Annotated in this window: 20 protein-coding genes; 13 read left to right on the top strand and 7 right to left on the bottom strand. The window is 71.8% G+C overall.

Annotated elements, in window-relative coordinates; all coding sequences use genetic code 11:
- Positions 1-65: 65 nt before the first annotated feature.
- The 5 genes from BCF33_RS13560 to BCF33_RS13535 all read left to right on the top strand — a co-directional run bounded on the left by BCF33_RS13560 (position 66) and on the right by BCF33_RS13535 (position 5,787).
- Positions 66-1,061, top strand: coding sequence for a 3-oxoacyl-[acyl-carrier-protein] synthase III C-terminal domain-containing protein (locus BCF33_RS13560; protein WP_106161805.1), 996 nt, complete (start codon positions 66-68; stop codon positions 1,059-1,061).
- Entirely contained in the window at positions 1,061-1,996 is a 936-nt protein-coding gene (locus BCF33_RS13555) for an NAD-dependent epimerase/dehydratase family protein (RefSeq protein ID WP_106161803.1), read from the top strand. Before BCF33_RS13560 ends, BCF33_RS13555 begins: the two co-directional genes overlap by 1 nt.
- Positions 1,984-2,763, top strand: a complete 780-nt coding sequence (locus tag BCF33_RS13550; protein ID WP_106161801.1) for an MBL fold metallo-hydrolase — start codon at positions 1,984-1,986, stop codon at positions 2,761-2,763. Before BCF33_RS13555 ends, BCF33_RS13550 begins: the two co-directional genes overlap by 13 nt.
- Positions 2,760-4,115: a F390 synthetase-related protein gene (locus BCF33_RS13545; protein ID WP_106161799.1), complete on the top strand. Its 1,356-nt coding sequence runs from the start codon at positions 2,760-2,762 to the stop codon at positions 4,113-4,115. Before BCF33_RS13550 ends, BCF33_RS13545 begins: the two co-directional genes overlap by 4 nt.
- A gap of 472 nt (positions 4,116-4,587) precedes the next feature.
- Entirely contained in the window at positions 4,588-5,787 is a 1,200-nt protein-coding gene (locus tag BCF33_RS13535) for a hypothetical protein (protein WP_106161795.1), read from the top strand.
- Positions 5,788-5,820: 33 nt separating this feature from the next.
- Here the strand turns inward: BCF33_RS13535 and BCF33_RS13530 are convergent, their stop codons facing one another.
- Positions 5,821-6,252: a hypothetical protein gene (locus tag BCF33_RS13530; RefSeq protein WP_106161793.1), complete on the bottom strand. Its 432-nt coding sequence runs from the start codon at positions 6,250-6,252 to the stop codon at positions 5,821-5,823.
- Here BCF33_RS13530 and BCF33_RS13525 point away from each other — a divergent pair.
- Positions 6,251-7,042, top strand: coding sequence for an SLBB domain-containing protein (locus BCF33_RS13525; RefSeq protein ID WP_106161791.1), 792 nt, complete (start codon positions 6,251-6,253; stop codon positions 7,040-7,042). The two genes, BCF33_RS13530 and BCF33_RS13525, sit on opposite strands and share 2 nt — an antisense overlap.
- 31 nt (positions 7,043-7,073) lie before the next feature.
- Here the strand turns inward: BCF33_RS13525 and BCF33_RS13520 are convergent, their stop codons facing one another.
- The 3 genes from BCF33_RS13520 to BCF33_RS13510 form a co-directional block, all read right to left on the bottom strand.
- Positions 7,074-8,399, bottom strand: coding sequence for a serine hydrolase domain-containing protein (locus BCF33_RS13520; protein WP_106161789.1), 1,326 nt, complete (start codon positions 8,397-8,399; stop codon positions 7,074-7,076).
- Positions 8,400-8,495: 96 nt separating this feature from the next.
- Entirely contained in the window at positions 8,496-8,678 is a 183-nt protein-coding gene (locus tag BCF33_RS13515) for a CsbD family protein (protein ID WP_106161786.1), read from the bottom strand.
- A gap of 64 nt (positions 8,679-8,742) precedes the next feature.
- Positions 8,743-9,762 (bottom strand): AraC family transcriptional regulator, encoded by a 1,020-nt coding sequence (locus BCF33_RS13510; protein WP_106161784.1) that lies wholly within the window; start codon positions 9,760-9,762, stop codon positions 8,743-8,745.
- A gap of 99 nt (positions 9,763-9,861) precedes the next feature.
- Between BCF33_RS13510 and BCF33_RS13505 the strand changes: the two genes are divergently transcribed.
- Positions 9,862-12,141 carry a fatty acid desaturase gene (locus BCF33_RS13505; protein ID WP_106161782.1) on the top strand — a complete coding sequence of 760 codons (2,280 nt, stop codon included), beginning with the start codon at positions 9,862-9,864 and terminating at the stop codon, positions 12,139-12,141.
- 4 nt (positions 12,142-12,145) lie between these two features.
- Positions 12,146-13,315, top strand: a complete 1,170-nt coding sequence (locus tag BCF33_RS13500; protein ID WP_106161780.1) for an AraC family transcriptional regulator — start codon at positions 12,146-12,148, stop codon at positions 13,313-13,315.
- Here the strand turns inward: BCF33_RS13500 and BCF33_RS13495 are convergent.
- Positions 13,265-13,948 carry an OmpW/AlkL family protein gene (locus BCF33_RS13495; protein WP_158259434.1) on the bottom strand — a complete coding sequence of 228 codons (684 nt, stop codon included), beginning with the start codon at positions 13,946-13,948 and terminating at the stop codon, positions 13,265-13,267. The two genes, BCF33_RS13500 and BCF33_RS13495, sit on opposite strands and share 51 nt — an antisense overlap.
- Before the next feature lie 361 nt (positions 13,949-14,309).
- Between BCF33_RS13495 and BCF33_RS13490 the strand changes: the two genes are divergently transcribed.
- Positions 14,310-14,729: a DUF2147 domain-containing protein gene (locus tag BCF33_RS13490; RefSeq protein ID WP_106161776.1), complete on the top strand. Its 420-nt coding sequence runs from the start codon at positions 14,310-14,312 to the stop codon at positions 14,727-14,729.
- A gap of 507 nt (positions 14,730-15,236) precedes the next feature.
- On the top strand, positions 15,237-17,744 hold the full coding sequence (locus BCF33_RS13485; protein WP_106161774.1) for an autotransporter family protein: 2,508 nt from the start codon (positions 15,237-15,239) through the stop codon (positions 17,742-17,744).
- A 32-nt stretch (positions 17,745-17,776) separates the two neighbouring features.
- Here the strand turns inward: BCF33_RS13485 and nhaC are convergent, their stop codons facing one another.
- Positions 17,777-19,303 (bottom strand): Na+/H+ antiporter NhaC, encoded by a 1,527-nt coding sequence (gene nhaC, locus BCF33_RS13480; RefSeq protein ID WP_106161772.1) that lies wholly within the window; start codon positions 19,301-19,303, stop codon positions 17,777-17,779.
- A 243-nt stretch (positions 19,304-19,546) separates the two neighbouring features.
- Positions 19,547-20,209 (bottom strand): YoaK family protein, encoded by a 663-nt coding sequence (locus BCF33_RS13475; RefSeq protein ID WP_106161770.1) that lies wholly within the window; start codon positions 20,207-20,209, stop codon positions 19,547-19,549.
- 255 nt (positions 20,210-20,464) lie between these two features.
- Here BCF33_RS13475 and pufL point away from each other — a divergent pair, with 255 nt between their 5' ends.
- From pufL to pufC, 3 genes are read left to right on the top strand one after another with little or no spacing between them, the layout of a single operon-like run.
- A complete protein-coding gene (gene pufL, locus BCF33_RS13470) occupies positions 20,465-21,322 on the top strand; it encodes a photosynthetic reaction center subunit L (RefSeq protein WP_106161768.1) in 858 nt (285 codons plus the stop codon).
- On the top strand, positions 21,322-22,317 hold the full coding sequence (pufM, locus tag BCF33_RS13465; protein ID WP_106161766.1) for a photosynthetic reaction center subunit M: 996 nt from the start codon (positions 21,322-21,324) through the stop codon (positions 22,315-22,317). Before pufL ends, pufM begins: the two co-directional genes overlap by 1 nt.
- Positions 22,307-23,479 (top strand): photosynthetic reaction center cytochrome PufC, encoded by a 1,173-nt coding sequence (gene pufC / locus BCF33_RS13460; RefSeq protein WP_106161764.1) that lies wholly within the window; start codon positions 22,307-22,309, stop codon positions 23,477-23,479. Before pufM ends, pufC begins: the two co-directional genes overlap by 11 nt.
- Positions 23,480-23,513: the final 34 nt, after the last annotated feature.

The raw sequence follows: 23,513 nt of genomic DNA, 5'->3' as shown, positions 1-23,513 counted from the left end.
TAGTTCTTGACGACCGGCGCGCCGTTGTCAATGTTCCTGAACAGCGTTCCATAACGGAGGCTCAGATGCCATCCCCGACCGCCTCGCCGTCGCTCACGATCCGCGGCACCGGCAGCTACCTGCCGCGAACCCGCCTGACCTCCGCGCAGGTCGACGCCATGCGGGGCTGGGCGCCAGGGCGGTGCCGCGCGCGCTACGGCATCGACGCACGCCACGTCGCGGGCGCCGAGGAAACGACGTCCTTCATGGCCGTCGAGGCGGCGCGCCGCGCGCTCGACATGGCGGGGTGGACGCCTTCGGACCTCGACCTGATCCTCGGCGCCTGCGGGGTGATGGAGCAGCCGATCCCCTCGACGGCGGTGCTCGTGGCGGACCGGCTGGGCCTCGGCGGCTCGGGGGTGGCGGCCTACGACGTGAACGCCACCTGCCTGAGCTTCGTGCAGGCGCTCGACCTTGCGGCGCTGAAGCTGGCCGCGGGCGAGGCGCGGCGGGTGCTGGTGTTCTCGTCGGACATCGCCTCGGCGGGGCTCGACTGGGACCGCCCGGAGGCGGCCGCGATCTTCGGCGACGGCGCGGCGGCGGCGGTGCTGGAGGCCGGCGAGGGCGCGATTCTCGCGCGCGGCTTCGAGACCTACGCGGAGGGGCACGGCGCCTGCGTGCTCGCGGCGGGCGGCACCCGCGTGAACCCCGCCCGCGGCATCGCGGCCGGCGAGGACCGGTTCCGCATGGACGGCGCGCAGGCGTTCCGCGTAGCGTCGCGGTACATGCCGGCGTTCCTCGCGCGCCTCTTGGCGCGCGGCGGCCTCGATCGCGGCGCGATCGACTGCGTCCTGCCGCATCAGGCCAGCGCCCAGGCCCTGCGCCATGCCGGCCGCGCGCTGCGGCTCGGGCGCGATCGGATCGTCGACATCTTCGCGCAGACCGGCAACCAGATCGCCGCCTCGATCCCGACCGTGCTCGACCATGCGGTGCGCACCGGGCGGCTGCGCCGTGGGCAGACGGCGCTGCTGATGGGCACCTCAGCCGGCATCTCGTTGGGCGGCGCGGTGCTGCGGTTCTGATGCGCGCCCTCGTCACCGGCGCCAGCGGCTGCCTCGGGCGCGCCCTCGTGGACGAGCTCGCGGCCGAGGGCTGGCAGGTCCGCACCACGGCCCGTGCGCCCGCGGCGCTGCCCGACTTCCGGCCGGCCGACCTTGTCCACGACGATCTCGGCCCATTGGTCGAGGGGATGGACGTGGTCTTCCACTGCGCCGCGCTCAGCTCCGCCTGGGGGTCGCCAGCGGCCTTCGAGGCGGCCAACGTCGCGGCGACGCGGCGCCTGCTCCACGCGGCCCGTGCGGCCGGCGCGACGCGCTTCGTGTTCGCCTCGACCCCCAGCCTCTATGCCGACGGGACCGACCGGCTGAACCTGCGCGAGGACGCGCCCCTGCCGCCGCGCGCCCTGACGCCCTACGCCGACACCAAGCGGCGGGCCGAGGCGATGGTGCTGGCCGCCGACGGGCCGGCGATGCGCTGCACCGCTATCCGGCCACGGGCGATCTACGGGGCGCACGACCGCGCGCTGCTGCCCCGGCTCCGCGCGGCGCTGGCGCGCGGGCGGATGCCGCTGATCGGCGGGGGGCACGCGCTGGTCGACCTGACGCACCGGCGCGACGCCGCGTCCGCCATGCGCATGGCGGCGCGGGGACCCGGTGGAGGGGTCTGGAACGTCGCCTCGGGCGAGACCTTCGCCTTCCGCGACCTCGCTCGGGAGGCCGCGCGCCGGGCGGGGCTCGACTTCCGGCCCGTCCACCTGCCCTACCGCGCGGCGCTGGCCCTGGCCGGAGCGCTGGAGGCTGCGGCGCGCCTGCGCGGCGCGAGCGAGCCGCCGCTGACCCGGCAGGCCGTCGTCTCGCTCGGGCGCAGCCTCACGCTCGATATCTCGGCGGCGGAGCGGGACTTGGGCTACCGCCCACGCGTTGGCTTGGAGGAGGGGCTGGCCGAATGCTTCGCCTGACCACGCTCGCGCTCGGCCACTGCACCGTGCTCGCCGCGTCGGCCGGGCTCGCCGGCCGCGGTCGGATCGAACTTCCCGCCCTCGCCACGCTGATCGAGACCGGGGACGCGTGCATCCTGGTGGACACCGGATACGGCGCGGCGTTCCTGTCTGCCACCGCCCGCTTCCCCGAACGCCTCTACCGTTGGGCGACGCCCGTCACGCTGCCCGCCGCACCGCTGCCCGACCTGCTGCCGCGCCCGCCGGACCTCGTCCTGCTGACGCACATGCACGGCGACCACGTCGCGGGCCTCATGGACCTGCCGCGGGACGTGCCCGTCCTCGCCTCGCGGGCGGCCATCGCGCATCTGCGCGGCCTCGCGGACTGGGCTGCCACGCGCGCCGCCTGCCCGGCCGGGCTGCGCGACGGGGTGCTCGCGCGGGTGCTCAGCCCGGTCGAGGCGTGCCCCCGTGTCGCGACGGGCCTGCCGGGCTTCCCGGAGGGCCACGACCTGCTGGGCGACGGCTGCCTGATCGCGGTGCCGCTGCCTGGTCACGGGGTGGGCCAAACCGGCCTGTGGGTCCCCGAGGCGGCGCGCCTCCTCGTCGCGGACGCCGCCTATGCCCGCGCGGCGCTGCGCGCGGGGCGGATGCCGCCGCGATGGCTCCTGCGTCGCCTGGGGGACGCTGATGCCTACGCGCGTACCTTCGACGCCCTGCGCGCCCTGATGCAGGCGCGTCCAGAGATCCGCATCGACCCGTCGCACTGCCGGGAGACGGCTGCATGAGCCTCGCGGCCTTCCTGCGCACGCGCTACGCCCCGGCCTTCGCGAGCCGCGCGGCGATCGAGGCGCACCACGCGCGCGGCTTCCGGCGGTTCCGCCGCGCGGTCATGCCCCGCTCGCCCTTCTACCGCCCGCTGTCTGCCGTGCCTCTCGAGGCGCTACCACGGATGACCAAGGCGCGGCTCATGGAGAACTTCTCGGAAATCAACACCTGCGGCATCGACCGCGAGCGGGCCTTCGAGGTGGCGCTCGCGGCCGAGCGAAGCCGCGACTTCTCGCCCACCATCGGCGAGGTGTCGGTCGGCCTGTCGACCGGCACCTCCGGACAGCGCGGGCTGTTCCTCGCCACCGTGCGCGAGCGGCGCCTCTGGGCGGCCATCCTCGCCGGACGCTTCTGGCCAGGCCTCGCGCGCCGGCAGCGTGTCGCGTTCTTCATGCGCGCCGACAACCGGCTCTACCGGACGCTCGCGAACCCGATGCTGCGATTCGAGTTCTTCGACATGCTCGCGCCCGTCGAGGATCACCTGCCGCGGCTGGCGGCGCTCCGTCCCACGGTACTGATCGCGCCCGCGCGGATGCTCGGCCTCTTGGCCGGGGCGCAGGCGGCGAGCGCGCTCGACCTCGCGCCCGCGCGCGTGATTTCGGTGGCGGAGACGCTCTCGCCCCAGGACCGCGCCGCCGCCTCGGCCGCCTTCGAGTGCCGGGTGGACGAAGTCTACCAAGCTACCGAGGGCGTGCTCGCCTTCACCTGCCCCGCCGGGCGGCTGCACCTCAACGAGCGCTGGCTGCGGATCGAACGCGACGTGGTCGATCCGGACACGGGCGCCTTCTGCCCGGTCGTGCACGACTTCACCCGCGAGAGCCTGCCGATCCTGAACTACCGCCTGGACGACGTGCTCTTGCCCGACCCGCGGCCCTGCCCCTGCGGCTGCGCCAGCGCCCGGCTCGCGCGGATCGAGGGGCGCGAGGACGACATGTTGTGGTGGCCCGGCGAGGGCGGGCGGCGCTTGGTATCGGCCGAGGCGATCCGCAGCATCCTCGCCGCCTTGTCCGAGCCCGTGCGCGACTGGCGCGTGATCGACCACGGCGACCGGCTGGAGGTGCGGCTGGACGGCGTCGACGCGGCGGGCGCGGCGAGGGCGGGCGCTCAACTGGAACCGGAGATCGCGGCGCTCGGTCGGCGCTTATCGTGCACGCCGCCGCCGCTCGACGTCCAGTCGGGCCTGCCGCCGGAGGGAGGTGCCAAGCGCCGCAGGATCGTCGTTCGAAGGCAGGGGAACCTCGATGCCTTCGCCCATCCATCTCCTTCGTCCGGGCGGACGCTACAGAAATCTGGCGGAGGAATCGGAACCTAGATCAGGCTTCCCATCAGTGAACCGGGAGACCGTGGATCTCGTGGCCCATCGTCATCGTTTGAAGACAGGGCGTTATCGCCTCCGCCCGTGTGCCGGCATTTCGCTCGACGAGATACATCCGCCAGAAGTCGTCGCCGCTGATCCGAGTACCGAGTTGCTCGCCCAGGTGATCGCAGGCGAGGTCACAATCGCCCAAAGGCGGCCCCCATCCGCGAACAGACCCGAACCCGCCTGACAGGCTTCGTGGCACGAGGAGATCGTCGTCGACACAGAGTTCGCACGGTTCAGGGCCTTGCTTTCGGGAAAGGCCTCTCATGCGAAGGCCTGGGCACAGATCAGCAGCGTTGCCGTAGCAGCATACTCCTGTTTCGTCCTTTGCTGGAAAGACGTTTGGCTTTGCCGCATCATGGTCGGTAGCCCTTGTCATAGGTGCGCGAGAACGGCCCCACATCATGCTGCAAGGAGAGAGCCCGTGAACGACGCGCGCGCGCAGGATGCCGATGACGAGCGCTTCGCGTCCGGCTTTCGGCTTCAGCCACCCGAGCGCTTCCCCGCATCGCTCGTGCGCAGCTTGCGTGCGTCCCTCGATGACGGAGCCGGCCGGATCGTGCGTCTGTGGATCGAGGAGATGGCGTTCGTCGACCGACGGCTCGGCGCCCGCCTCGTCGTGGCCGCGCAGATCAAGGCAGAGCCCTGGGACGAGGCCGCGCACAGCGAGGCGGAGGCCGATCTGCGCATGCGCGTGCTCGACGATCTCGATCACGGCCCAGATGATCACGGGGCGGTCGGCGAGGGTCCGGAGATCATGGTGTTCGCTCAGAACGTCGAGGTCGGGCCGGGCTCGCTCCCCACTCATTTCCTGGCGATCGAGCCCGTTTGGGGACCGCACGCTTCGCGCGATCTCGACCTAGAGGCGTTCCGTGCCCTGGCTCCCGCCCCGCGCACCCTGCCCAAGCCGCGGCAGACCCATCCCGACCAGACGAGCCTGACCGATCTTGCGATCACGTTGGGCGTCGCGTTCGCGGCCCTGGTTGGCCTGTCCCAACTCGCGTTCTGGCTCATCCCCTCGGACACGGTCGCATGGGTTCTGGTCGGACTGCTCGCCTTTCTGACCGTCGGCTTCGCATGGATCATGTGGCAAGGCTCGGTACGGGGCAGCATCGGCCGGAGCGGGCCGCTGCGCACGCTTCCCCTGACGCTGGCCCACGTCGTGCAGGCGCATGAAGCTCTGCGCGAGGACAAGCATCCGGGCTATCCCGACGGCGCGCGCTTCGGACTGGTAGCGGTGTTCACGCTCGATTCCGACTGGCGCGACGATGCGGGCTGGCTGTCGTGGATGGCCCGTCGCCTGGCGCACCTGCGCGATCATCCGACCCGCTCGGCCGACGAGACGCGGATTGCGCAGCGGCTGGAGGGGGAGCGCGACGACGGCACGAGCCGCATCCCGGCGTCCGTTTCGGGCAACGAGGCGACCTATTGGGTCAGCCCCCTCGTGACCAGGGACCAACTGCCCGAACGGCGCATACCTGACGACGAGCTGCTGCCCATCGTGTTGGAAGAGGGTGCCGCCCCGGGCGCTGAGGCCGTGCGCATGGTCCGGTTTTGGCCCGCCGTCTTGTGGCCGCTCGCGCCGCGTTCGGACCGCGCACGGTTCGTGCGGCCGGGAACGTAGCGGCGCGGGGGCCTAGCCGTTTCGCACGCATGGCTAGCGGTCCGGAGGATCGGAGGCTGCGGCACGGCGTGGCGAGACGTGTAACGCGACTTCCGCTGTGATAGTGCTGAGAAGGCCGGCAAGGAGGGGGATCGCGAGCGGGTGGAGCGCGGCGGACATGCCGCTCCAGCCCGCAGCGGCATCAGTAGCGGCGCCTGTCATGACCTCGTGCGCCCCGACCGCGACCAGCACGAGCACGGGCGTGGCGAAGGCGAGGAGACGAATCGCGAGCGCGGAACGGAACGAGCGACCCCTGGCGGCGTAGGCGGCCACGAGCAGGAGCGGGCCATACAGAAAGCCGATGTAGTAGACGCCCACGGTGAACAGGGCGGTGTAGGGCAGCAGCAGGTCCGCGAACTCGAACGCCTTCCCATGCCAAAGGTCGAACAGCACGGCACCGACGGCGATGAGGTAGGAGCCGAGCATGACGTCGAAACCCACCGCGAACAGCAGGCGTCGCGACAGGGATCGCTCCCGCCGCTGCGTCCAGCGTGGAGGCTCTGATGGGGGTGGTGCCATTCTGGCAGACTACCATCGAAGTCTGCGCGAGCGGGCGCTCGACCCGCAGGCCGCCGTCACCGTGGTGCGCGAGCCGACCGACGTCGTGACGGTCCAGGGAAGCGTCGCCTCACCCGGCGCCGTGCCCCTTACCGCGCGGGGCGAGCGGGTGCTCGACGTCGTGGCCCAGTCGGGCGGCGCCGAGGGCGATCCGGCCGTCACCACCATCACCGTGATCCGCGGCGGGCACAGCGCGACGGCGCTGCTCGCCGACCTTCGGCGCGTGCCCTCGCAGAACGTGCCGCTGCAGCCGGGCGACACGGTGATCGTAGGCGGGGCCGAGGCCTCCGTCCTCGCGGACGGGGCGGTGGTGGCGCCGGGGCCGATCCCGTTCGTCCCCGGCGCGCTGACGCTGCAGGACGCGGTCGCGCAGGCCGGGGGCCTCTCGGCGCGGCGCGCGCAGCCCGAGGACGTCTTCGTGTTCCGCCGCCAGCCTCCGGGGGAGAGCTTCCTGCTGCGCCAGCGCGACGGCGGCATCCGGACCGTGACGGGGGACGTGATCATCCGCGCGGACTTCGCGGACCCGTCCGACCAACTCGACGCCGCGCAGTTCCAGATGCGCGACGGCGACGTCCTCTACGTGGGGGAGGAGGCCCTCGCCCGCTTCGGCCGCGCGTTCGCCCTGGCCCGCGGCGCCTCCCAGGTGCCGGGGGAGTAGCGCCGCGAGGGGCCGGTGCTGTGCGGGGGCGTCAGTCCGCGTCCTTCGTCCGGAGGTAGTCGGCCACGGCGGCGTAGGCGGGAAGCGAGGTCGGGTCGTTGGCGGAGTTCGCCGCCACGGGGTGCGAGGCGAAGCGCACGATCACCATCTCCGCGTCGGGGTCGACGTAGATCGTCTGGCCGTGGACGCCGCGCGCGGCGTAGGCGTCCGTGTCCGTGTGCCACCAGAGCGAGCGGTAGCTCCACCCTTCGAGGTCGTCGTAATGGGACTGCTCGAAGGCCGCGCGGTCGCCGCCGCCGGCGATCCGCTCGACCGCCTCGGCGGGAACGATGCGCGTCCCGCCCGCCATGCCTCCGTCGAGCATCAGCTGCCCGAGGCGGGCCATGTCCTCCAGCGCGGCGTTGAAGCCTCCCCCGGCGGAGGCGATGCCGAGCGAATCGACGATGTAGTAGCCCTCGCGCGTTGCGCCGAGGGGCGCCCAGACGCGCTGCGAGAGCAACTCCTCCAGCGGCTCGCCGGCGGCACGCTGCACCAGCCAGCCGGCCACGTCGGCATTGGGCGTCTGGTAGTCGAAGGCACCGCCAGGGGCGCCGGCCGCCGTGAGCGTCGGAAGGTAGGCATAGGCGCCGCGCGGGCCGTCATAGCCCTCCGGCGCGGGAAGGCCGTCTATCGCCTGGGCGTAGGCCCAGATCTCGGCGTCCGGGTCGGCGTAGTCCTCCGAGTAGTCGAGCGCCGTGCGCATGTCGAGCACGTCGCGCACCGTCGCGCCGTCATAGGCGCTGCCCTCCAGCTCGGGGATCAGGTCGGTGACGGCGGCCGTCTCGTCCAGGGCGCCTTCCGCGATCAGCATCTCCGCCAGGAGGCCGGTCACTGACTTCGTGACCGACATCGCGCCATGGATGCCGCGGGCGCGGGCGCCCTCCTCGTCGAGGCAGCCGGCGTAGCGCTCGTAGACGACGCGGCCACGGTGCAGGACCATCAGCCCGTCCGTGTAGTTGGCGTCGAACGCCTCGTCGAAGGTCATCGGCGCTTCGGCGCCCCAGGGGGTGAACCGGACCTCGCCGACGGCCGGATCGATCGCCCGCTCCAGATCGCGCGCGGCCCCGGCGCCGTCCCGGACGGCCACCGTCGGCTGCAGCTCGCGGTAGTGGCAGACCGTCCAGCGCAGCTTGGGAAAGTCGTTGAAGGACGGGTCGGCACCCGTGATCACCTTGTCCTCGGGGGGTGGGAACCCCTCCATCCAGCCCATCCGATCGGGATCGGATTCGGCAGGCGAGAGGGGGGCGTCGTCGGACATGGCTGGGCCTCCGAGGGCGAGGGCGAGGGCGATCGGCAGGAGCGGGGCAGCGCGGCGCATGGGGGGCCTCCGGGGGCAAGTAGGTTCGCGGCGGGCGGGCCGGCCGCCTCGGGGCGGGCGGAGGGGCAGGCGGGTGCCCGCCCCCCGCCCGGAGGCTCAGCTCTTGTCGCCGAGCTTGCCCTCGACGTCGCCCAGGGCCTTCTGGGCCTTGCCCTTCAGCTGCTGGCCCTTGCCCTCGGCCTCGAGGCGCTCGTTGTGGGTGGCCTCGCCCCAGGCTTCCTTCGCGGCGCCGGCGGCCTTGTTGCCGGCGGCCTTCAGCTTGTTCTCATGTTCGCTCATGGTGTGTGCTCCTCGTCGGTGGGCGCGAATCGCGCGGGGACCAACGCCGCCGGGCCCGAGAGGTTCAGTCGCGGTCGAAGCGACCGGGCGGCACGCCGTGCCAGCGCTTGAAGGCCCGCCGGAAGTTCGCCGAGTCCGAGTAGCCGAGGAGGAACGCGGTCTCCTGCACGCTGATCCGGCGGGTCTGGAGGTATTCGAGCGCGAGGCGGCTGCGGACGCTCTCGAGGACGCCGCGATAGGACGTGCCCTCCGCCGCGAGGCGCCGGTGCAGCGTCTTCGGCGACATCTTCATCAGCCGCGCCGCCGCATCGAGGGAAGGGAAGCCGGCCTCGATCTCCAGCATCATCCGCTCCAGCCGCAGGGCGGTGGTCGTGGCGTCGGCGGTCCGCTCCAGCTCGCGGCGGCAGATCGCGATGGCTTCGGCCAGCACCAAGCCGTCCCGGGTGCCGAGCGGCCGCGCAGTCATCCGCCGGTTCAGCGACAGGCCCGACCAGTCCCTCCCGTAGGCGATCCGCGTGCGGAAGAAGTCCCGGACGAGCGGGGCGTGCGGGGGCGCCTCGTGCGCGAACGCGACCTCCTCGCAGATCCCTTCCTGAAGGACGAGGCTGTCCACGAAGTTCTTGACGGTCAGCATCGCGGCTTCGAGCACGACGCCCGTCGCATCGCCGAGGCTCGGCGAGGGATCGAAGGTCACGCGGACATGACCCACGGCCGGCCGGTCGTCGATGCCCAGCCGGACGAGCGAGGTCCGGAGGGCGAAGTAGGTCTCGGCGATCCGCAAGGCCTCGCCGACGGAGCCCGAAGCCGCCGCGGCGAGGCCGACCACGCCGTGCGTGCCGGGCGTGAGCGCCCGCCCAAGGGCCAGGCCGAGGGCACTGTCGCCCGTGATGCGTAGCGCGTCGCAGACCAGCGCGCTGTACCTTTCGATGGGGACGACCGTCCCGGGGTCGGCCAGCCCGGCCTCGGAGAGGCCGCCCCGCCGGAGCCATGCAGCGGCGTCGCCCCCTGCCGCCGTCACCTGCCGCGCGATCTGCGGCAGGTAGTTGATCGTCGTGCTCTCGGCGCTCGGCCGGACGTCGGGCATGCTGGAATGTCGGAAAATGACCCCCTTTTGTCCACGGCGGCCCTGAACGGGCGTGGCGAGCGGCGTCACTCTGCCCCGACGATGTTTCGGGGAGGCGAAATGTTGCACATCTTTTCCAGGCGCGGTCCGCGGACCGCGCGCATCAACGGCCGCGCCGTCGAGGTCGCGCCGAACGAGACGATCCTTCAGGCGGCACTGGGCGACGGGATCGATTTCCCCTTCATCTGCCGCGTCGGCGGCTGCGCCACCTGCAAGTGCAGGCTGACGGGCGGCGAGGTCGATGAGTTGACCGAGACTGGCTACGTCCTGACGGAGGAGGAGATCGCGGACGGCTACATCCTGGCCTGCCAGAGCCGCCCGCGGACGGATGTGGAGATCGAGCTGCCGGCCGAGCCGGTCGTCTCGGCCGAGAAGGTCGCGGGCCGCATCGTCGGCCGCGAGTTCCTGACCCACGACATCGTGCGCCTCGACGTCCAGCTCGACCGCCCGCTGGACTACAGGGCCGGGCAGTTCGCCAGCCTCACGCTGGACGACCTGCCGGAGGCGTCGCGCAGCTACTCCTTCTCCACCGCCCCGGATGACGGCGGACGGGTCGGCTTCACCATCCGCCGGGTGCCAGGGGGGGCGTTCTCGGGCCACGTCTTCGATGAGGACGTGGTCGGCGCGGGCGTCTCGGCGCGCGGCCCCGCGGGCGAGTTCCACCTACGCGAGGGCGAGGGCCGGGCCCTCTTCGTCGCGGGGGGAAGCGGCCTCGCGCCCATCCTGGCCATCCTGGAGGAGATGGACCGGACGGGCGACCGCCGTCCCGTCACGCTAATGTTCGGCGCGCGGCAGGAACGCGACCTCTACGCCTTGGAGGAGATCGAGGGCTACGCTGCGCGCCGGCCCGGCTTCCGCTTCGTCCCTGTCCTGAGCGACGACGACTACAACCCCGACTGGAAGGGGCGCCACGGCTTCGTCACGGACTTCATCGCCGAGGAGGCGGAAGGCGTCGAGGCGGCCTATCTCTGCGGCCCGCCGGGGATGGTCGATAGCGCCGAGGGGGCGCTGAAGGCCTTGGGCATGCCGGGCGAGGCGATCCACGCGGACCGATTCATCATCCGCGAAGGACGGCAGAGCAACTTCTGGGGCGCCGTCGGCCTGCCGGTCATCGACCGCCCCCGGGCGAAGCCGGGCGACTACCTCAAGTTCGGGGTGCTCCACATGGCCGGGCTCTTGGCGATCGCGACGGTGCTGCTCGGCGGGTTCTACGCCGTCATCGGCGTCGCCATCATCATGGTGGCCTACGCCTTCGGCGACCTCATCGCGGGCGAGGACGTCTCGACGCCGGACTACGGGCAGCCTTGGATCCTGACGCTTCAGCTCTGGACGGCGCTGCCGCTGGTGATGCTGCTGTGCTTCTGCTTCATGTGGCAGCTCTCGACGGGCGATCCGCTGGGCTTCGGCGCCCTCGTCCATGCCACCACCGGGTACGACATCGTCGCCGCGCGGGCCGAGGCGAACCCCGTCGTGCGCTACGTCACGGGGATCGTGGGCGTCGGCCTGATGATCGGCGGCCTCGCGACGATCACGGCGCACGAGCTGACCCACCGCACCTGGGACCCGGTGTCCATGTTCGTGGGCCGCTGGCTCCTGGCGTTCAGCTTCGACGTCGGCTTCTCGATAGAGCACGTCTACGGCCACCACCGCTACGTCGCGACCGACATCGATCCCGCCACGGCCCCGCGCGGGCGCAACGTCTACGCCCACATCGTCCATTCGATCGTGCACACCAACCTGGGCGCCGCGCGCATCGAGGCCGACCGCCTGCGGCGCAAGGGGCTGCCGGTCTGGTCGCTGCGCAACGCGTACCTCCGCGGCCTCCTGATGAGCCTCTCGCTGCTCGTCGCCGCCTTCCTGATCGCCGGCTGGCTGGGCGTGCTGATGTTCACGCTGACGGCCCTCTTCGCGCGCTCGCTCCTCGAGATCGTCAACTACATGGAGCATTACGGCATGATCCGGGTGCCGGAGCAGCCGGTCCAGCCGCGCCACTCGTGGAACACGAACGCGGTCTTCTCCTCCTGGGCGATGTTCAACCTGGGTCGCCACTCGCACCACCACGCCCAGGGCGAGGTGCCGTTCCAGGACCTGATGTCCCTGCCTGACGCGCCGAAGATGCGGTACGGCTACCTCGCCACCATGGGGATCACGCTGATCCCGCCGGCCTGGAACCGGATGATGGTGGAGCGGCTGAAGCACTGGGACGCGAACTACGCCTCGCCCGAGGAACGGGTGCTGGCGCGCGAGGCGAACCGCAGGAGCGGCCTTCGCGGGCTGATGGACTACGATCCCAGCGCCCTGCCGCCCGCGGGATCCTCCGGCGCCGTCCCCGCGGAGTGAGGGCATGCTGGACGCCTTCATCGACGAGGGCGCCGGCGGGCGGGGCCGCGCCGCGGTGCCCGACCGGAACGGGTTCGCGCTGGAGCCCCGCTCCTCGGCCCATGACGCCGCGCGGCCCCTCGCCCTTCTGCTGCTGCGGGGCGGGGGGCTGCCACGCGCGCGCCTCGAGGCGGCGACGGGCCTGCCCCTCGCCCGCCTAGACGACGCCAGGGCCCGCGTCGGGCGCGGCGCGGTGAACCGCCTCTGGGCGCTGGCGGAGGAAGTGCTGGGCGAGCCGACGATCGGGCTGCGCCTCGCCCGCCTCGCCCCGCGGAGCCGGCACCTGGTCTGCCACCTCGCCAAGCGCACGCGGACCGTGGGGGAGATGTTGGCGACATGGGAGGCTTATGCGCCGCTGATCTGCGAGGCCGAGGCGCTGGAGGTCGAGGAGCTGGAGGAGGGCGTCCTCGTCACGCGCCGCCTTCTGTCGCCGCGGCACGAGAACCGCTCGGCGAGCGAGCACGCCCTGGCGCGGCTCCTCGGCGCGCTGAAGGAGTTCACGGGGCTTCCGGCCCCCGCCAGGGAGGTCCGGTTCCGCCACCGCGATCCGGGATACGGCACCGCCTACCGCGAGACCTTCCGCTGCGAGGCGCGCTTCGGCGCCGAGGAGGACGCCCTCCTCCTCGAGCCGGGCGCGCTGGAGCGGCCCCTGCGCACGCGGGACGCCTACCTGCACCAGATCCTGAAGGAGCACGCCGCCGCGCTGCTGGCACAGGACCGGGACCCGGTCGTCGAGGCCTGGCGCCGGATCGCCCGCGGCATCCTCGGGGGCGAGGAATGCCCCTTCCGAGAGGTCGCGGCCCATCTCCACGTGAGCGAGCGGACCCTGAACCGGGTGCTGACGCAGCGCGGCGCGAGCTACCGCGCGCTTCTCGACGCGGCGCGGCGGGACCTCGCCCTCCGCGAGATCGGGAACGGCCGCCCGCTCCGCGAGGTGTGCGAGCGCCTGCGCTTCTCCGAACCCACCACGCTGAGCCGGGCGTTCGTGCGCTGGTTCGGCATGTCGATCAGCGAGTACCGCAAGCGCCACCCGGCCCCGTCCCCCGAACGCGCGCCCGATGGCTGCCCCGTGCGGGCATCCTGCCTAGAAGCGGATCGTCAGGCCCGCCTCGACCACCGAAGGGTCGAGGCTTAGCTCGACCTCGGTCGGCACGTCGAAGAGGAAGGGCAGGGTCGTGCGCGCCTGCGTCTCGAGGAAGACCTTGCTGTAGGCGAAATGGAGGCTCACGTTCTCGTTGACGGCGAAGTCGAAGCCGGCGCGCAGCACCCCGCCCAGGGCGTCGTCCACCTCGAGGCCGCTGGTCTCGTCGTCCTCGGTGGCGAGCACCAGGAAGTAGGCGGCCCCGACGCCGAGGAACGGCCTGAACGCCCCGAAGTTGGTGAAGCGGTACTGCACGGCGACGTTGACGGGCAGGTAGCGTACCGTGCCGATGTCGAGGTCCAGGAAATCCAGCGAGCCCGCCGCCTTGATCCGCGCCTCAGGGGGCGGGGCGACGAGCGTGCCGATGGACCAGTTCTCGTTGATGTTGAAGGCGATCGTGACCGACGGCAGGGTCGAGGACGAGACGTCGAGATCGGCGTCGGGTATGTCGAAGCCCGCGATCGCGAGGGACTCGACGTCGATGTCGAACTCGAGGCGGGCGACGCCGGGGGTGAACTCGAACCTGTCGACGAACCGCTGGCCCTGCGCCGACGTCGCGGCGGGCGGAAGGCAGCATGCCGCCGTGGCGGCGAGCAGCGTCCAGGTCTTGCCGAGGCGTCCGTTCATCGATCCCATCTCCCTTCGGAGGCTTCCCCGCATGGCTGGCCCGGCCACCCGGATGCGGGGAAAACCGCTACGGCATCCGCTGGCCGAAGGGACTGGCACGTCCCCCGGGCGGCATGTCGCCGCCGAAGCCGGCGTTCGTTCGGATCCCCGTCGCATGGCGCCGAACGTCGCAGGGAACGGCGGGGCCAGCCATGACCGGGCCAGCCAGTTCGGCGCATTTTGGCGGGCCGGGGTCTGGGTGCCCCGCCGGCCGGGCGCCTAGCCTCGGGGGTGCTTGTCGGCGCGGGGCGCCCACGCTCTTCGTGCCGCGCCGGCGGGCTGGCCCGGCATCGCGCCGGGCGCCGACCCGGGAGGAAAGAGGATGAGAATCGGACTGATCGCCGCGACGCTGGGCCTTCTCGCGATGCCGGCGGCCGCGCAGGAGGTGTTCGGCCTCTGGCAAAGCGAGCCGAGCGACAGGGGGGCGGACCGGGGGGCCTATGTCCACGTCCGCATCGGGCCCTGCGGCTCGGACGCATCGAAGGCCTGCGGCCAGATCACGGACGCGTTCGGAGGCACGAGCGAGCGGCGCGCCGAGGTCGTCGGGCGGGGCATCATCGACGGGATGGCCCCGACCGCGCCGAACGTCTGGTCGGGCGGCACCATCTGGGTTCCCGACATGAACGTGACCTCCGGGCGCTCCAGCTCGAGGCTGACCTTGCAGGGGCAGGTGCTGCGGGTCGAGGGCTGCGTCCTGGGCGGGGTCATCTGCCGGGCGCAGAACTGGACCCGGTTGGAATAGGACGCCTCGCTGGCGGGATCGGCGATCGGCCCGCTCTCAGGGGAGGCGGCCGTCGGCGCGTTGCGCGACCGAAGGTCCCGCAGCGGCGATCACCGCCTCGTTCGCGGGAAGGGGCGCAAGCCCCTGGCGACCCCTCGAAGTCATTGCAACGGCGACCATCCACGATCTCCGCATTTGTTGCCATCAAGCAACACATCAAGTTTTTGTCGAATTTGAGGCACTGAATCGACGTCTCAGTCCGTTGGCGCCCCGACTCCTGGGGAAGCTCCCCCGAAATGGGGGGGCCTATAGGATTATCGCCATGACGGCACTCTCCGTATTACCCGTCTTCGCCGATCAGCCGGCCGACATCCCCAAGCCGCCGCGCAGGCCGCTCGACCGCAGGCGCGGGGTGCCGGTCGCGGACCACCGCCCCGACCGACGCGCGAGACCTTGAGGTCTCCTTCCGAATTCCCTGCCGCCCTCCGCGTCGACGGGCGGCCTTTCCTACGCTTGCAGAGGTTCTTCATGTCCCGTCATCACTTTCGCCCCCTCCATTCCGCATCCGCCCTGGCACTCGTCGCGGGGCTGACCCCGCCGGCCCCGGCCTTCGCCGATTGCGCCGTCACGAGCGACGTCCCCCCGCCCAGCACCGCCTCCATGCCCAGCTCGGGCGATACGGTCACGTGCACCGCGGGCGATCCCCCGGTCGAGAACGCCCCGATCATCAATCGCGCGGCGAACGGGGTGACGGTGGTGGTGGGCGACGGGGAAGCGCCCGAGGAAGCGATCCGCACCCAAAGACGGGCGATCGAGCTGGGGGACGGGGCGACGATCACCGTTCTCGGAGACGGCGAGATCACGACGACCGGCCCCGACTCCGAAGGGATCCAGCTCGACGAGGCCGCGTCGATCCGCGTCGACGGCCTCGTGCGGGTCCAGGGCGAGAGCTCCGAGGCGATCGACATGGATTACGGCGACATCGTCGTGGGCCCGACCGGCGTCCTGGAGGCCCTCGGCCCGAACCGCACGGCCGCGCAGCAGGCCGAGGCGATCGAGATAGACAACGGCGGCGGCGCGCGGCCGGGGCGCTCGACGGTGACGGTGGAGGCGGGCGGGCGCGTCTTCTCGCAGTCGGCCGAGGCGGTGCAGGTGCGCAGCGGCGGCGTGGACGGCACGCTCGACCTGCTGCTCGCGGGCAGCGCCGCGACCGGCGTCGCGGGGGGCACGGCCCTGCGGTTCGGCGACGGCACGGACACGCTGACCCTTCGCCCGACCTACGAGCTGACCGGGCTGGCCGACGGCGGCGCGCTGTCGGACGACCTGATCCTGGAAGGCGGGGAAGGAACGGCCGCCGAGGCCGACGCCGAGCAGTACCTGAACTTCGAGCTGCTGCGGAAGACCGGCGCCGGAACGTGGACGCTGACCGGCACCGCGCCGAACTTCGCCCCCGACGGGATCGTCGAGGAGGGCACGCTGGTCGTGGAAGGCACGGTCGCGCGAACGGGGATGGCGGTTCCGGCCGGCACGCTGGCGGGCACGGGCACCATCGGCGCGCTGGACGCGACGGGCGGCACGGTCGCCCCCGGACCGCTGGGGGATGAGCTCGGCACCCTCGACGTCGCGGGCGACGCGCGCTTCGCCCCCGGCTCCACCTTCGCGGTCGACCTGGCGCCCGATCCCGCGCCGAACCCCGCCGGCACCGACTTTCCCGGCCTCGCCTCGGACCGGCTGGCTGTCGAGGGCGCGGCCACCATCGACGGGGGCACGATCCGCGCCGACGGGAGGCCGGGCGACTACCCGCAGGCCGGCGCGTTCACGATCCTCACGGCCGGCGGGGGCGTGTCCGGCACGTTCGACGGCGTTACGGACAACCTGCCGGACATCGACCTGCGCGACATCTACAACGCGAACTCCGTCCAGCTCGTCTATCGCCAGGCGCAGGAGGAGAGCCCGAAGGTGATCTTCCCTTCCACGACCGACGCCGTCGCCGATGCCGGGCGCCTCTACACCGAGACGCTCCAGCGGCGCGGCGGCCTCGTGGCGGGGGCGATCCCGACGACGCCCGAGACGGGCGCGGTCGCGCCGATCACCGCCGTTCCGGGGGCCGCCTACAAGGGGGGCTTCATCCCGCCGCCCGTCGTCGCCGCGCCGCGCCGCGTCGCCGTCCCGGCCTTCGGCGCATGGGCCGTGGGCATGGGCGCGCACGCGCAGGCGGACGGCGCCGAGGCATCGACGGGCGCCGTCCCCGGCTTCGACGCGGACGCCTACGGCGCCGCCGCCGGGATCGAGCGTCGCTTCGGGCCCGGCGGCACGTCGCTCGCCGGTCTGTCGCTGGGCTACACCCGCACGGACGTCGACACGGACGACGCTGTCCCCTCGTCGGCCGAGGTCGACGCGCTTCACCTCGGGGTCTACGCCTCCACGGTGCGCGGCCCGCTGACCCTGTCGGGCGCGTTGGGCTACGCGCGGCTGGACTACGACTTCGAGAGGGAGTTCGCGCTGAACGACGGAACCCTCGCCCGCGCCACGTCCGGCGCGGACGGCGACCTCTACGCCGCCTCCCTCGCGGCGAGCTACGACGTCTCCGAACGACTGGGGTTCGAGAACCTGCGCCTCGCGCCCACGGCGACGCTGGACGCCCTGCACGTGACCCGGGACGCGACGCGCGAGGACGGGGCGGGCGTGCTGGACCTCGACGTGGACGGCGACGACACCACGCGCGTCTATGCGGGCGTCGGCGTCACGGTCGGCACGACGCTCGTGGCGGGGGGGACCGTGCTGACGCCGGAGGCCTCCGTCATGTGGGAGCGGGCCTTCGGCGACCTGCGCACCGTCACCGCCTCGGCCATCCCGGCCGCGGAGACGGATTTCGCCACCGCCGCCGCGCCCATCGACCGCGACCGGCTGCGCGTCGGCGCGGGCCTCGGGATCGAGTTCAACGACAGGGTCTCGGGGCATGTCCGCTACGACGGCGCCTTCGGCTCGGACAGCGAGAGCCATCGCGGCTCGGCGGGCGTGGCGATCCACTTCTAGAACGGGGCCGCGGGGGCAGGCGGGAGGCCGTCCTACCGGGCGGACCCGCCTCGCGCGCGCCCCGCCTCGAAGGGATCGGCGTAGCCATAAGCGCTCATGTCGGCGACGGCGCGGTCGCGGGCCTTCCAATCCTCCAGCTCGGCCTCGTCGGCCATGGGCGAGAAGAGGCCCGTCCAAGCGTAGACGATCCCTATGATCGGCGTCAGCCAGCACGCGAAGGACAGCGGGATGTAGAGCAGGTTCTCGACGTCGCCGTCGATGATGCCGAGGCCGAGGGCCGAGATCACGAAGGCCCCGCCCGCGTTCCAGGGGATCAGGGGCGACATCAGGGTCCCCCCCTCCTCGACCGCGCGGCTCAGGTTGAGGGTCGAGCGGCCCATGCCGCGATAGACCGGCGCATACATCCGGCCGGGCAGGGCGATCGAAAGGTAGGGATCGCCCGCGACGAGGTTCGTGGCCGTCGACGTGGCGATCGCCGCCGTCTGCACCCCGGCGAAGCTGCGCACCTTCGACAGGATCTTCTCGATGATCGCCTGCAGGCAGCCGGTCCGCTCCAACGCGCCGCCGAAGCCGAGGGCGATCAGGATCAGCGAGATGGTCCACATCATCGACTGGATGCCGCCGCGGTTCAGCAGGCTGTCCATCTCGACGATCCCGGCGTCGATGGCGTAGCCGCTGTTGGCGAAACGGAACACCTCCTGCAGCGACGAACCCTGGGCGATCATCGCGGCGATCGCGCCGGCCACGACGCCCGCGAAGAGCGAGGGAAGCGGCGGCTTCCTCATGACCGCCAGCGCGATGACGATCGCCGCCGGGACGAGAAGCCAGGGCGAGATCACGAAATTGGCCGCGAGCGCATCGGTGATCGCGTCGATCCGGTCGAACGCGACCTCGCCCTCGCCGACCAGCGCGTATCCGGCCCAGACGTAGAGCCCCAGCGAGACGAGCATCGCAGGGACGGTCGTCGGCATCATGTTGCGGATATGGTCGAAGAGGTTCACCCCCGTGACGGCGGGGGCGAGGTTCGTCGTGTCCGAAAGGGGCGATACCTTGTCACCGAAGAACGCGCCCGAGACGACGGCCCCGGCCGTCCAGTAGGCCGGCACGTCGAAGCCCGCCCCAATCCCCATCAGCGCGAGGCCCACCGTGCCCACCGTGCCCCAGGACGTCCCCAGCGAGACCGACACAACCGCGCACATGATCATGGAGGCGGCGAGGAAGATCTGCGGCGAGAGGACGAGCAGCCCGTAGTAGATCAGCGACGGCACCGTGCCGGACGCGATCCAGACGCCGATGATCATGCCGACCACGATCAGCACGGAGACGGAGGGCAGCGACACGTTGATGACGCGGAAGACGCCGTCCTCCATGTTGCCCCAGTCGTGGCCGAGATAGACGCCGACCAGCCCGGTGATCGCCAGGCCGATGGCCAGCGGGATGTGCGGAACGAAGTTGCCGAAGTAGAAGAGCTGGATCCCCAGCACCGCCAGCGTCAGCACCACCGGAACCAGGGCGAGGCCGAAGGACGGCTTTCGGGGGATCGTGTCTTCGTCGGCCATGGGGCGCCTCGCTCGCTCGGGTCGGGCGACCCAGATGCCATCCGGCCCGGGACTTCGACACGCCGCGGCGGGCGCGATGCCGGCGAGAACGGCAGGGCGCCACGGCCGCAAGGGCGCGGCCGATCGGCACCGCTAATCCGTCTTATGTGTCGCGCCCCGGCGCCTGGCCGTCGCGGGCGCGTCCACGGCGCCCCGGCCCCGACCCCGGGTTCGGCGGATGGTGCGCGGCCGTGGCGCGGGCCCTCAGCCGCCCGACGGCATCTTCCGCTCGCCGGCCCAGGCGGCCAGCGCCAGGGCGAGCAGCGCGCCGACCGGCAGGAAGAGGGCCTCGATCCCCGCCCAGCGGTGCAGCGCCGTGCCGAGCGCGGCGCCGCCGACCAGCGCGGACCACAGGCCGAAGAGCAGGAGCGGCACGCTCGCCTTCTTGCGGCCGAGGACGACGTTCGCCAGCCCCGCGCCGAACCGGGCGACGGTGCCGGTCACGAAGGTCAGGTTCACCTCGATGTCGCCGATCTTGCCCATGGCGGTGTTCTGCACCCCCATCGCGAGCCCCAGGAGCGGCACGGGCGCCGCCGCCGGCGGGATCGCCCCGACCAGCGGCGGGACGATCGCGGCCACGCCCGCCGCCGTGCCCAGCACCGCCGGCACCCGCAACGGACCGGCGCCGATCCCGACCATGGTGCCGATGAATGCCCCCAGCACGAAGCCGCCGATCGCCGAGGCCGGCAGCGCGAGCGCGCCCCAGGCCCCCTCGGCCGCGTGGATCGAGCCCCGCGTGCTGTTGCCGCTCATGAAGGAGACGAAGACGCGCCCGAACTCGACATAGGCGATGGCGTCGACGCAGCCCGCGATCGCGATCAACGCTATCGCGAGGGCGGCCTGCGCCTGCTTGGCGGTATCGGGCATCGGCTGTCTCCTCGGGTACGCAGGGCCGGCATCGGTGGCCTGCGACCAAATGGCGCGCCGTGGCCCGCTGCCCAGGGGCGCCGGCCACGCGGGGCCGGAGGACGGCGCATCGCACCACCAAATCACGGCGTACCCGGCGCACAGTCGCCCATATCCATAATCATCGTCCGCGGATGGGAAAAAACTGGCACGCCCCCGTTGATCGGATCCAGACGCCTTCTACAGTGGCACTGTAAGGCAAACTGGACACGTGCGATGTCAACACTCAGCTACGAACGGAAGTACCGGGTCGCGGGCGGCGGCCTCCTGCCCGGCACGCCCTTCGACTTTTGGATAGGCCCGTTCTACGTCGGCTTCTTCGGGGTGACGACGCTAATCTTCTCGATCGTGGGCATCGGCTTCATCCTCTACGCCGCCGCTATCGGGCCGACCTGGAACCCCTGGCAAATCACCATCTCGCCGCCGCCCCTCTCCGTCGGGCTGGGGATCGCGCCGCTGCACGAGGGCGGCATCTGGCAGATCGTCACGGTCTGCGCGCTCGGCGCGTTCACGTCATGGGCGCTGCGCCAAGTCGAGATCGCGCGCAAGCTGGGCATGGGCTACCACATCCCCTTCGCCTTCGCCGCGGCGATCCTCGCCTACGCGACGCTGACGGTGATCCGGCCGATGCTGCTTGGCGGGTGGGGCCATGGCTTTCCCTACGGCATCTTCGCGCATCTCGACTGGGTGTCGAACGTCGGCTACCAGTACCTGCACTTCCACTACAATCCGGCGCACATGATCGCGGTGACGCTGTTCTTCACCACGACGCTGGTGTTGGCGATGCACGGGGGCGTCATCCAGGCGGTAGTGAACCCCCCCCTGGGCGAGCACGTGAAGTACGGCGAGCACGAGAACCAGTACTTCCGCGACACCATCTTCTACTCGATCGGCCCGATCGGCCTGCACCGGCTGGGCTGGTTCCTTGCCATCAACGCGGGCGTCTGGTCGGCGATCTGCATCCTCATCTCGGGGCCGTTCTGGGTCGAGGGCTGGCCCTACTGGTACGACTGGTACCTGCAGCTGCCCTTCTGGGACGAGCTCGACCTTCCCGGCCTCTCCAGGGTGATGTGATGGCACGCTTCCACTCCCTCTACTCGTCGATCCAGATCCACGGCCCCAAGGACGAGGCGATCCCCGTCCCGGGCCGCGACCGGTTCGGCATCCTCGGGCCCTACATCTCCACCTGGCTGGGCAAGATCGGCGATCCGCAGATCGGGCGCTCCTATCTCGGCTGGTGGGGGATCGCCTCGCTCGCGACGGGGACGGCGTCCTTCATGATCATGGGCTTCAACTTCTGGGCCATGGCGGACTGGAACACGGTCGCCTTCATCCGGGGCATGGCCTGGCACAAGCTGGCGCCGCCCACCGGGCCGGGCCTGCACCTGCGGGCGCTGCCTGACGGCGGCTGGTGGCAGATCGCGGGTCTCCTGCTGACGATCTCGATCCTCTGCTGGTGGGCGCGGCTCTACACGCGGGCCCGGGCGCTGGGGATCGGCACGCACATCCCCTGGGCCTTCGCCTCGGCGATCTGGCTCTTCCTCTGCATCGGCCTCTTCCGCCCGCTCATCATGGGCACCTGGGAGGAGGCGCCCCCCTTCGGGATCATCCCGCACCTGAACTGGACGGCGACGATCTCGGTCCTCTACGGCAACTTCTACTACAACCCGTTCCACTGCCTCTCGATCGTGTTCCTCTACGGCTCGGTCCTCCTCTGGGCGATGCACGGGGGCACGATCCTCGCCACCTCGCGCTTCGGCGGCGAGCGCGAGGCCGAGGACATCGTCGACCGCGGCACCGCGGTCGAGCGCGGGTCCCTCTTCTGGCGCTGGACCATGGGCTTCAACGCCAACTTCGAGTCGATCCACCGCTGGATCTACTGGTTCGCCCTCCTCGTGGGCGTCACCGGGGGCCTCGGCGTCCTGCTGACGGGAACGGTCGTAGACAACTGGTACCTCTGGGGCGTGAAATGGGGGCTGGCGCCGCCCTATCCGGCCGGCCCCTTCCTCGACGCGATCCCGGAGGACATCGCCCGGGCGATCGCGGAAAGGCAGATCGATGGCCCGTGACCCCCAGCACCGCGGCCTCGTCTACGGGCTCTCCGGCGTGGCGGCCGTGGCGGCGGCCGTCTTCCTCCTCGTCGTGCCCGAATGGGACGCGCCGCCCATCGTCTCGGTCGAGCACGGACCCGACGCGCTGGCGATGAACACCTTCCTGACGCCCGGGCGCGGGGTCGACCCGCTCAACGTGCTCGAGTTCCCCGTCCCGGACCCGGTCGCGGACCGGGGCGTCACCGCTGGCGAGGCTTACGGCGACGTCGAGGTGCTCGCCGATCTCGACGCCGCGCAGTTCGACCGCCTGATGGTGGCCGTCACCGAATGGGTCGCCCCGAACGAGGGCTGCACCTTCTGCCACGCCGCCGGCGCGGACGGCGCGCCCGACTACGAGGCCGAGCCGCCCTACACCTTCGCCGTCGCGCGCGAGATGCTGACCATGGTGCGCGAGATGAACGCCGACCCGCGCCCGCACGTGCAGCCGCAGGGGGTGACCTGCTTCTCCTGCCATCGCGGGCAGAACGTGCCCGTCTACACCTGGAACCGCGCCGGCGAATGGGCCCCCGCCTCCGAGCGGTGGTACGGCAAGCCGCCCGAGTGGATCCGCACCGCCCGGACCATCCGCGACTTCATGCCGCGCGAGGCGTTCTCGGACTTCATCCTCCACGACCGCAGCGCGATGGTGCAGGCCCAGCACATCTACCCCGAGCAGCAGAGCGCGCGGCGCTTCCCCGAAGGCACCCCCGCCTTCGAGCGGGCCGAGCACGTCTATCTCTTCATGATGCAGATGTCGGACGGGCTGGGGGTCAACTGCACCGCCTGCCACAACAGCCGCGCCTTCTACGACTGGGGCCAGAGCACCCCGCTGCGGGTGCCCGCCTGGTACGCGATCGACCAGACCCGGCGCGCCAACCTCGCGCACATCTCCCCCCTCGCGGCGGTCCTGCCGGCGGAGCGCCTCGGCCCTGCGGGCGACGCGATGAAGGCCAACTGCATGACCTGCCATGTCGGCCAGCTGCGCCCCCTGAACGGGACGGAGATGATCTCGCACTTCCCCGGCCTCGTCGCCCCCAGCCCGAGCCCCCCGCTCACCGACGAGGAGAGCGACGAGCTGTGGGAGTTCATCCATGCCGCCGAGCGCGAGCGCGCCGCCCCCGGCGTGCGGGTCCCGGACTGAGGGGGGGGGGGGTATCGGCCAGCGCCCCGGCCAA

Origin of the sequence: Hasllibacter halocynthiae (genome assembly GCF_003003095.1) — a bacterium.
Taxonomy (GTDB): domain Bacteria; phylum Pseudomonadota; class Alphaproteobacteria; order Rhodobacterales; family Rhodobacteraceae; genus Hasllibacter; species Hasllibacter halocynthiae.
Note: the sequence above shows the minus strand (reverse complement) of the source record. Positions and strands in the feature narration are given on the sequence as shown.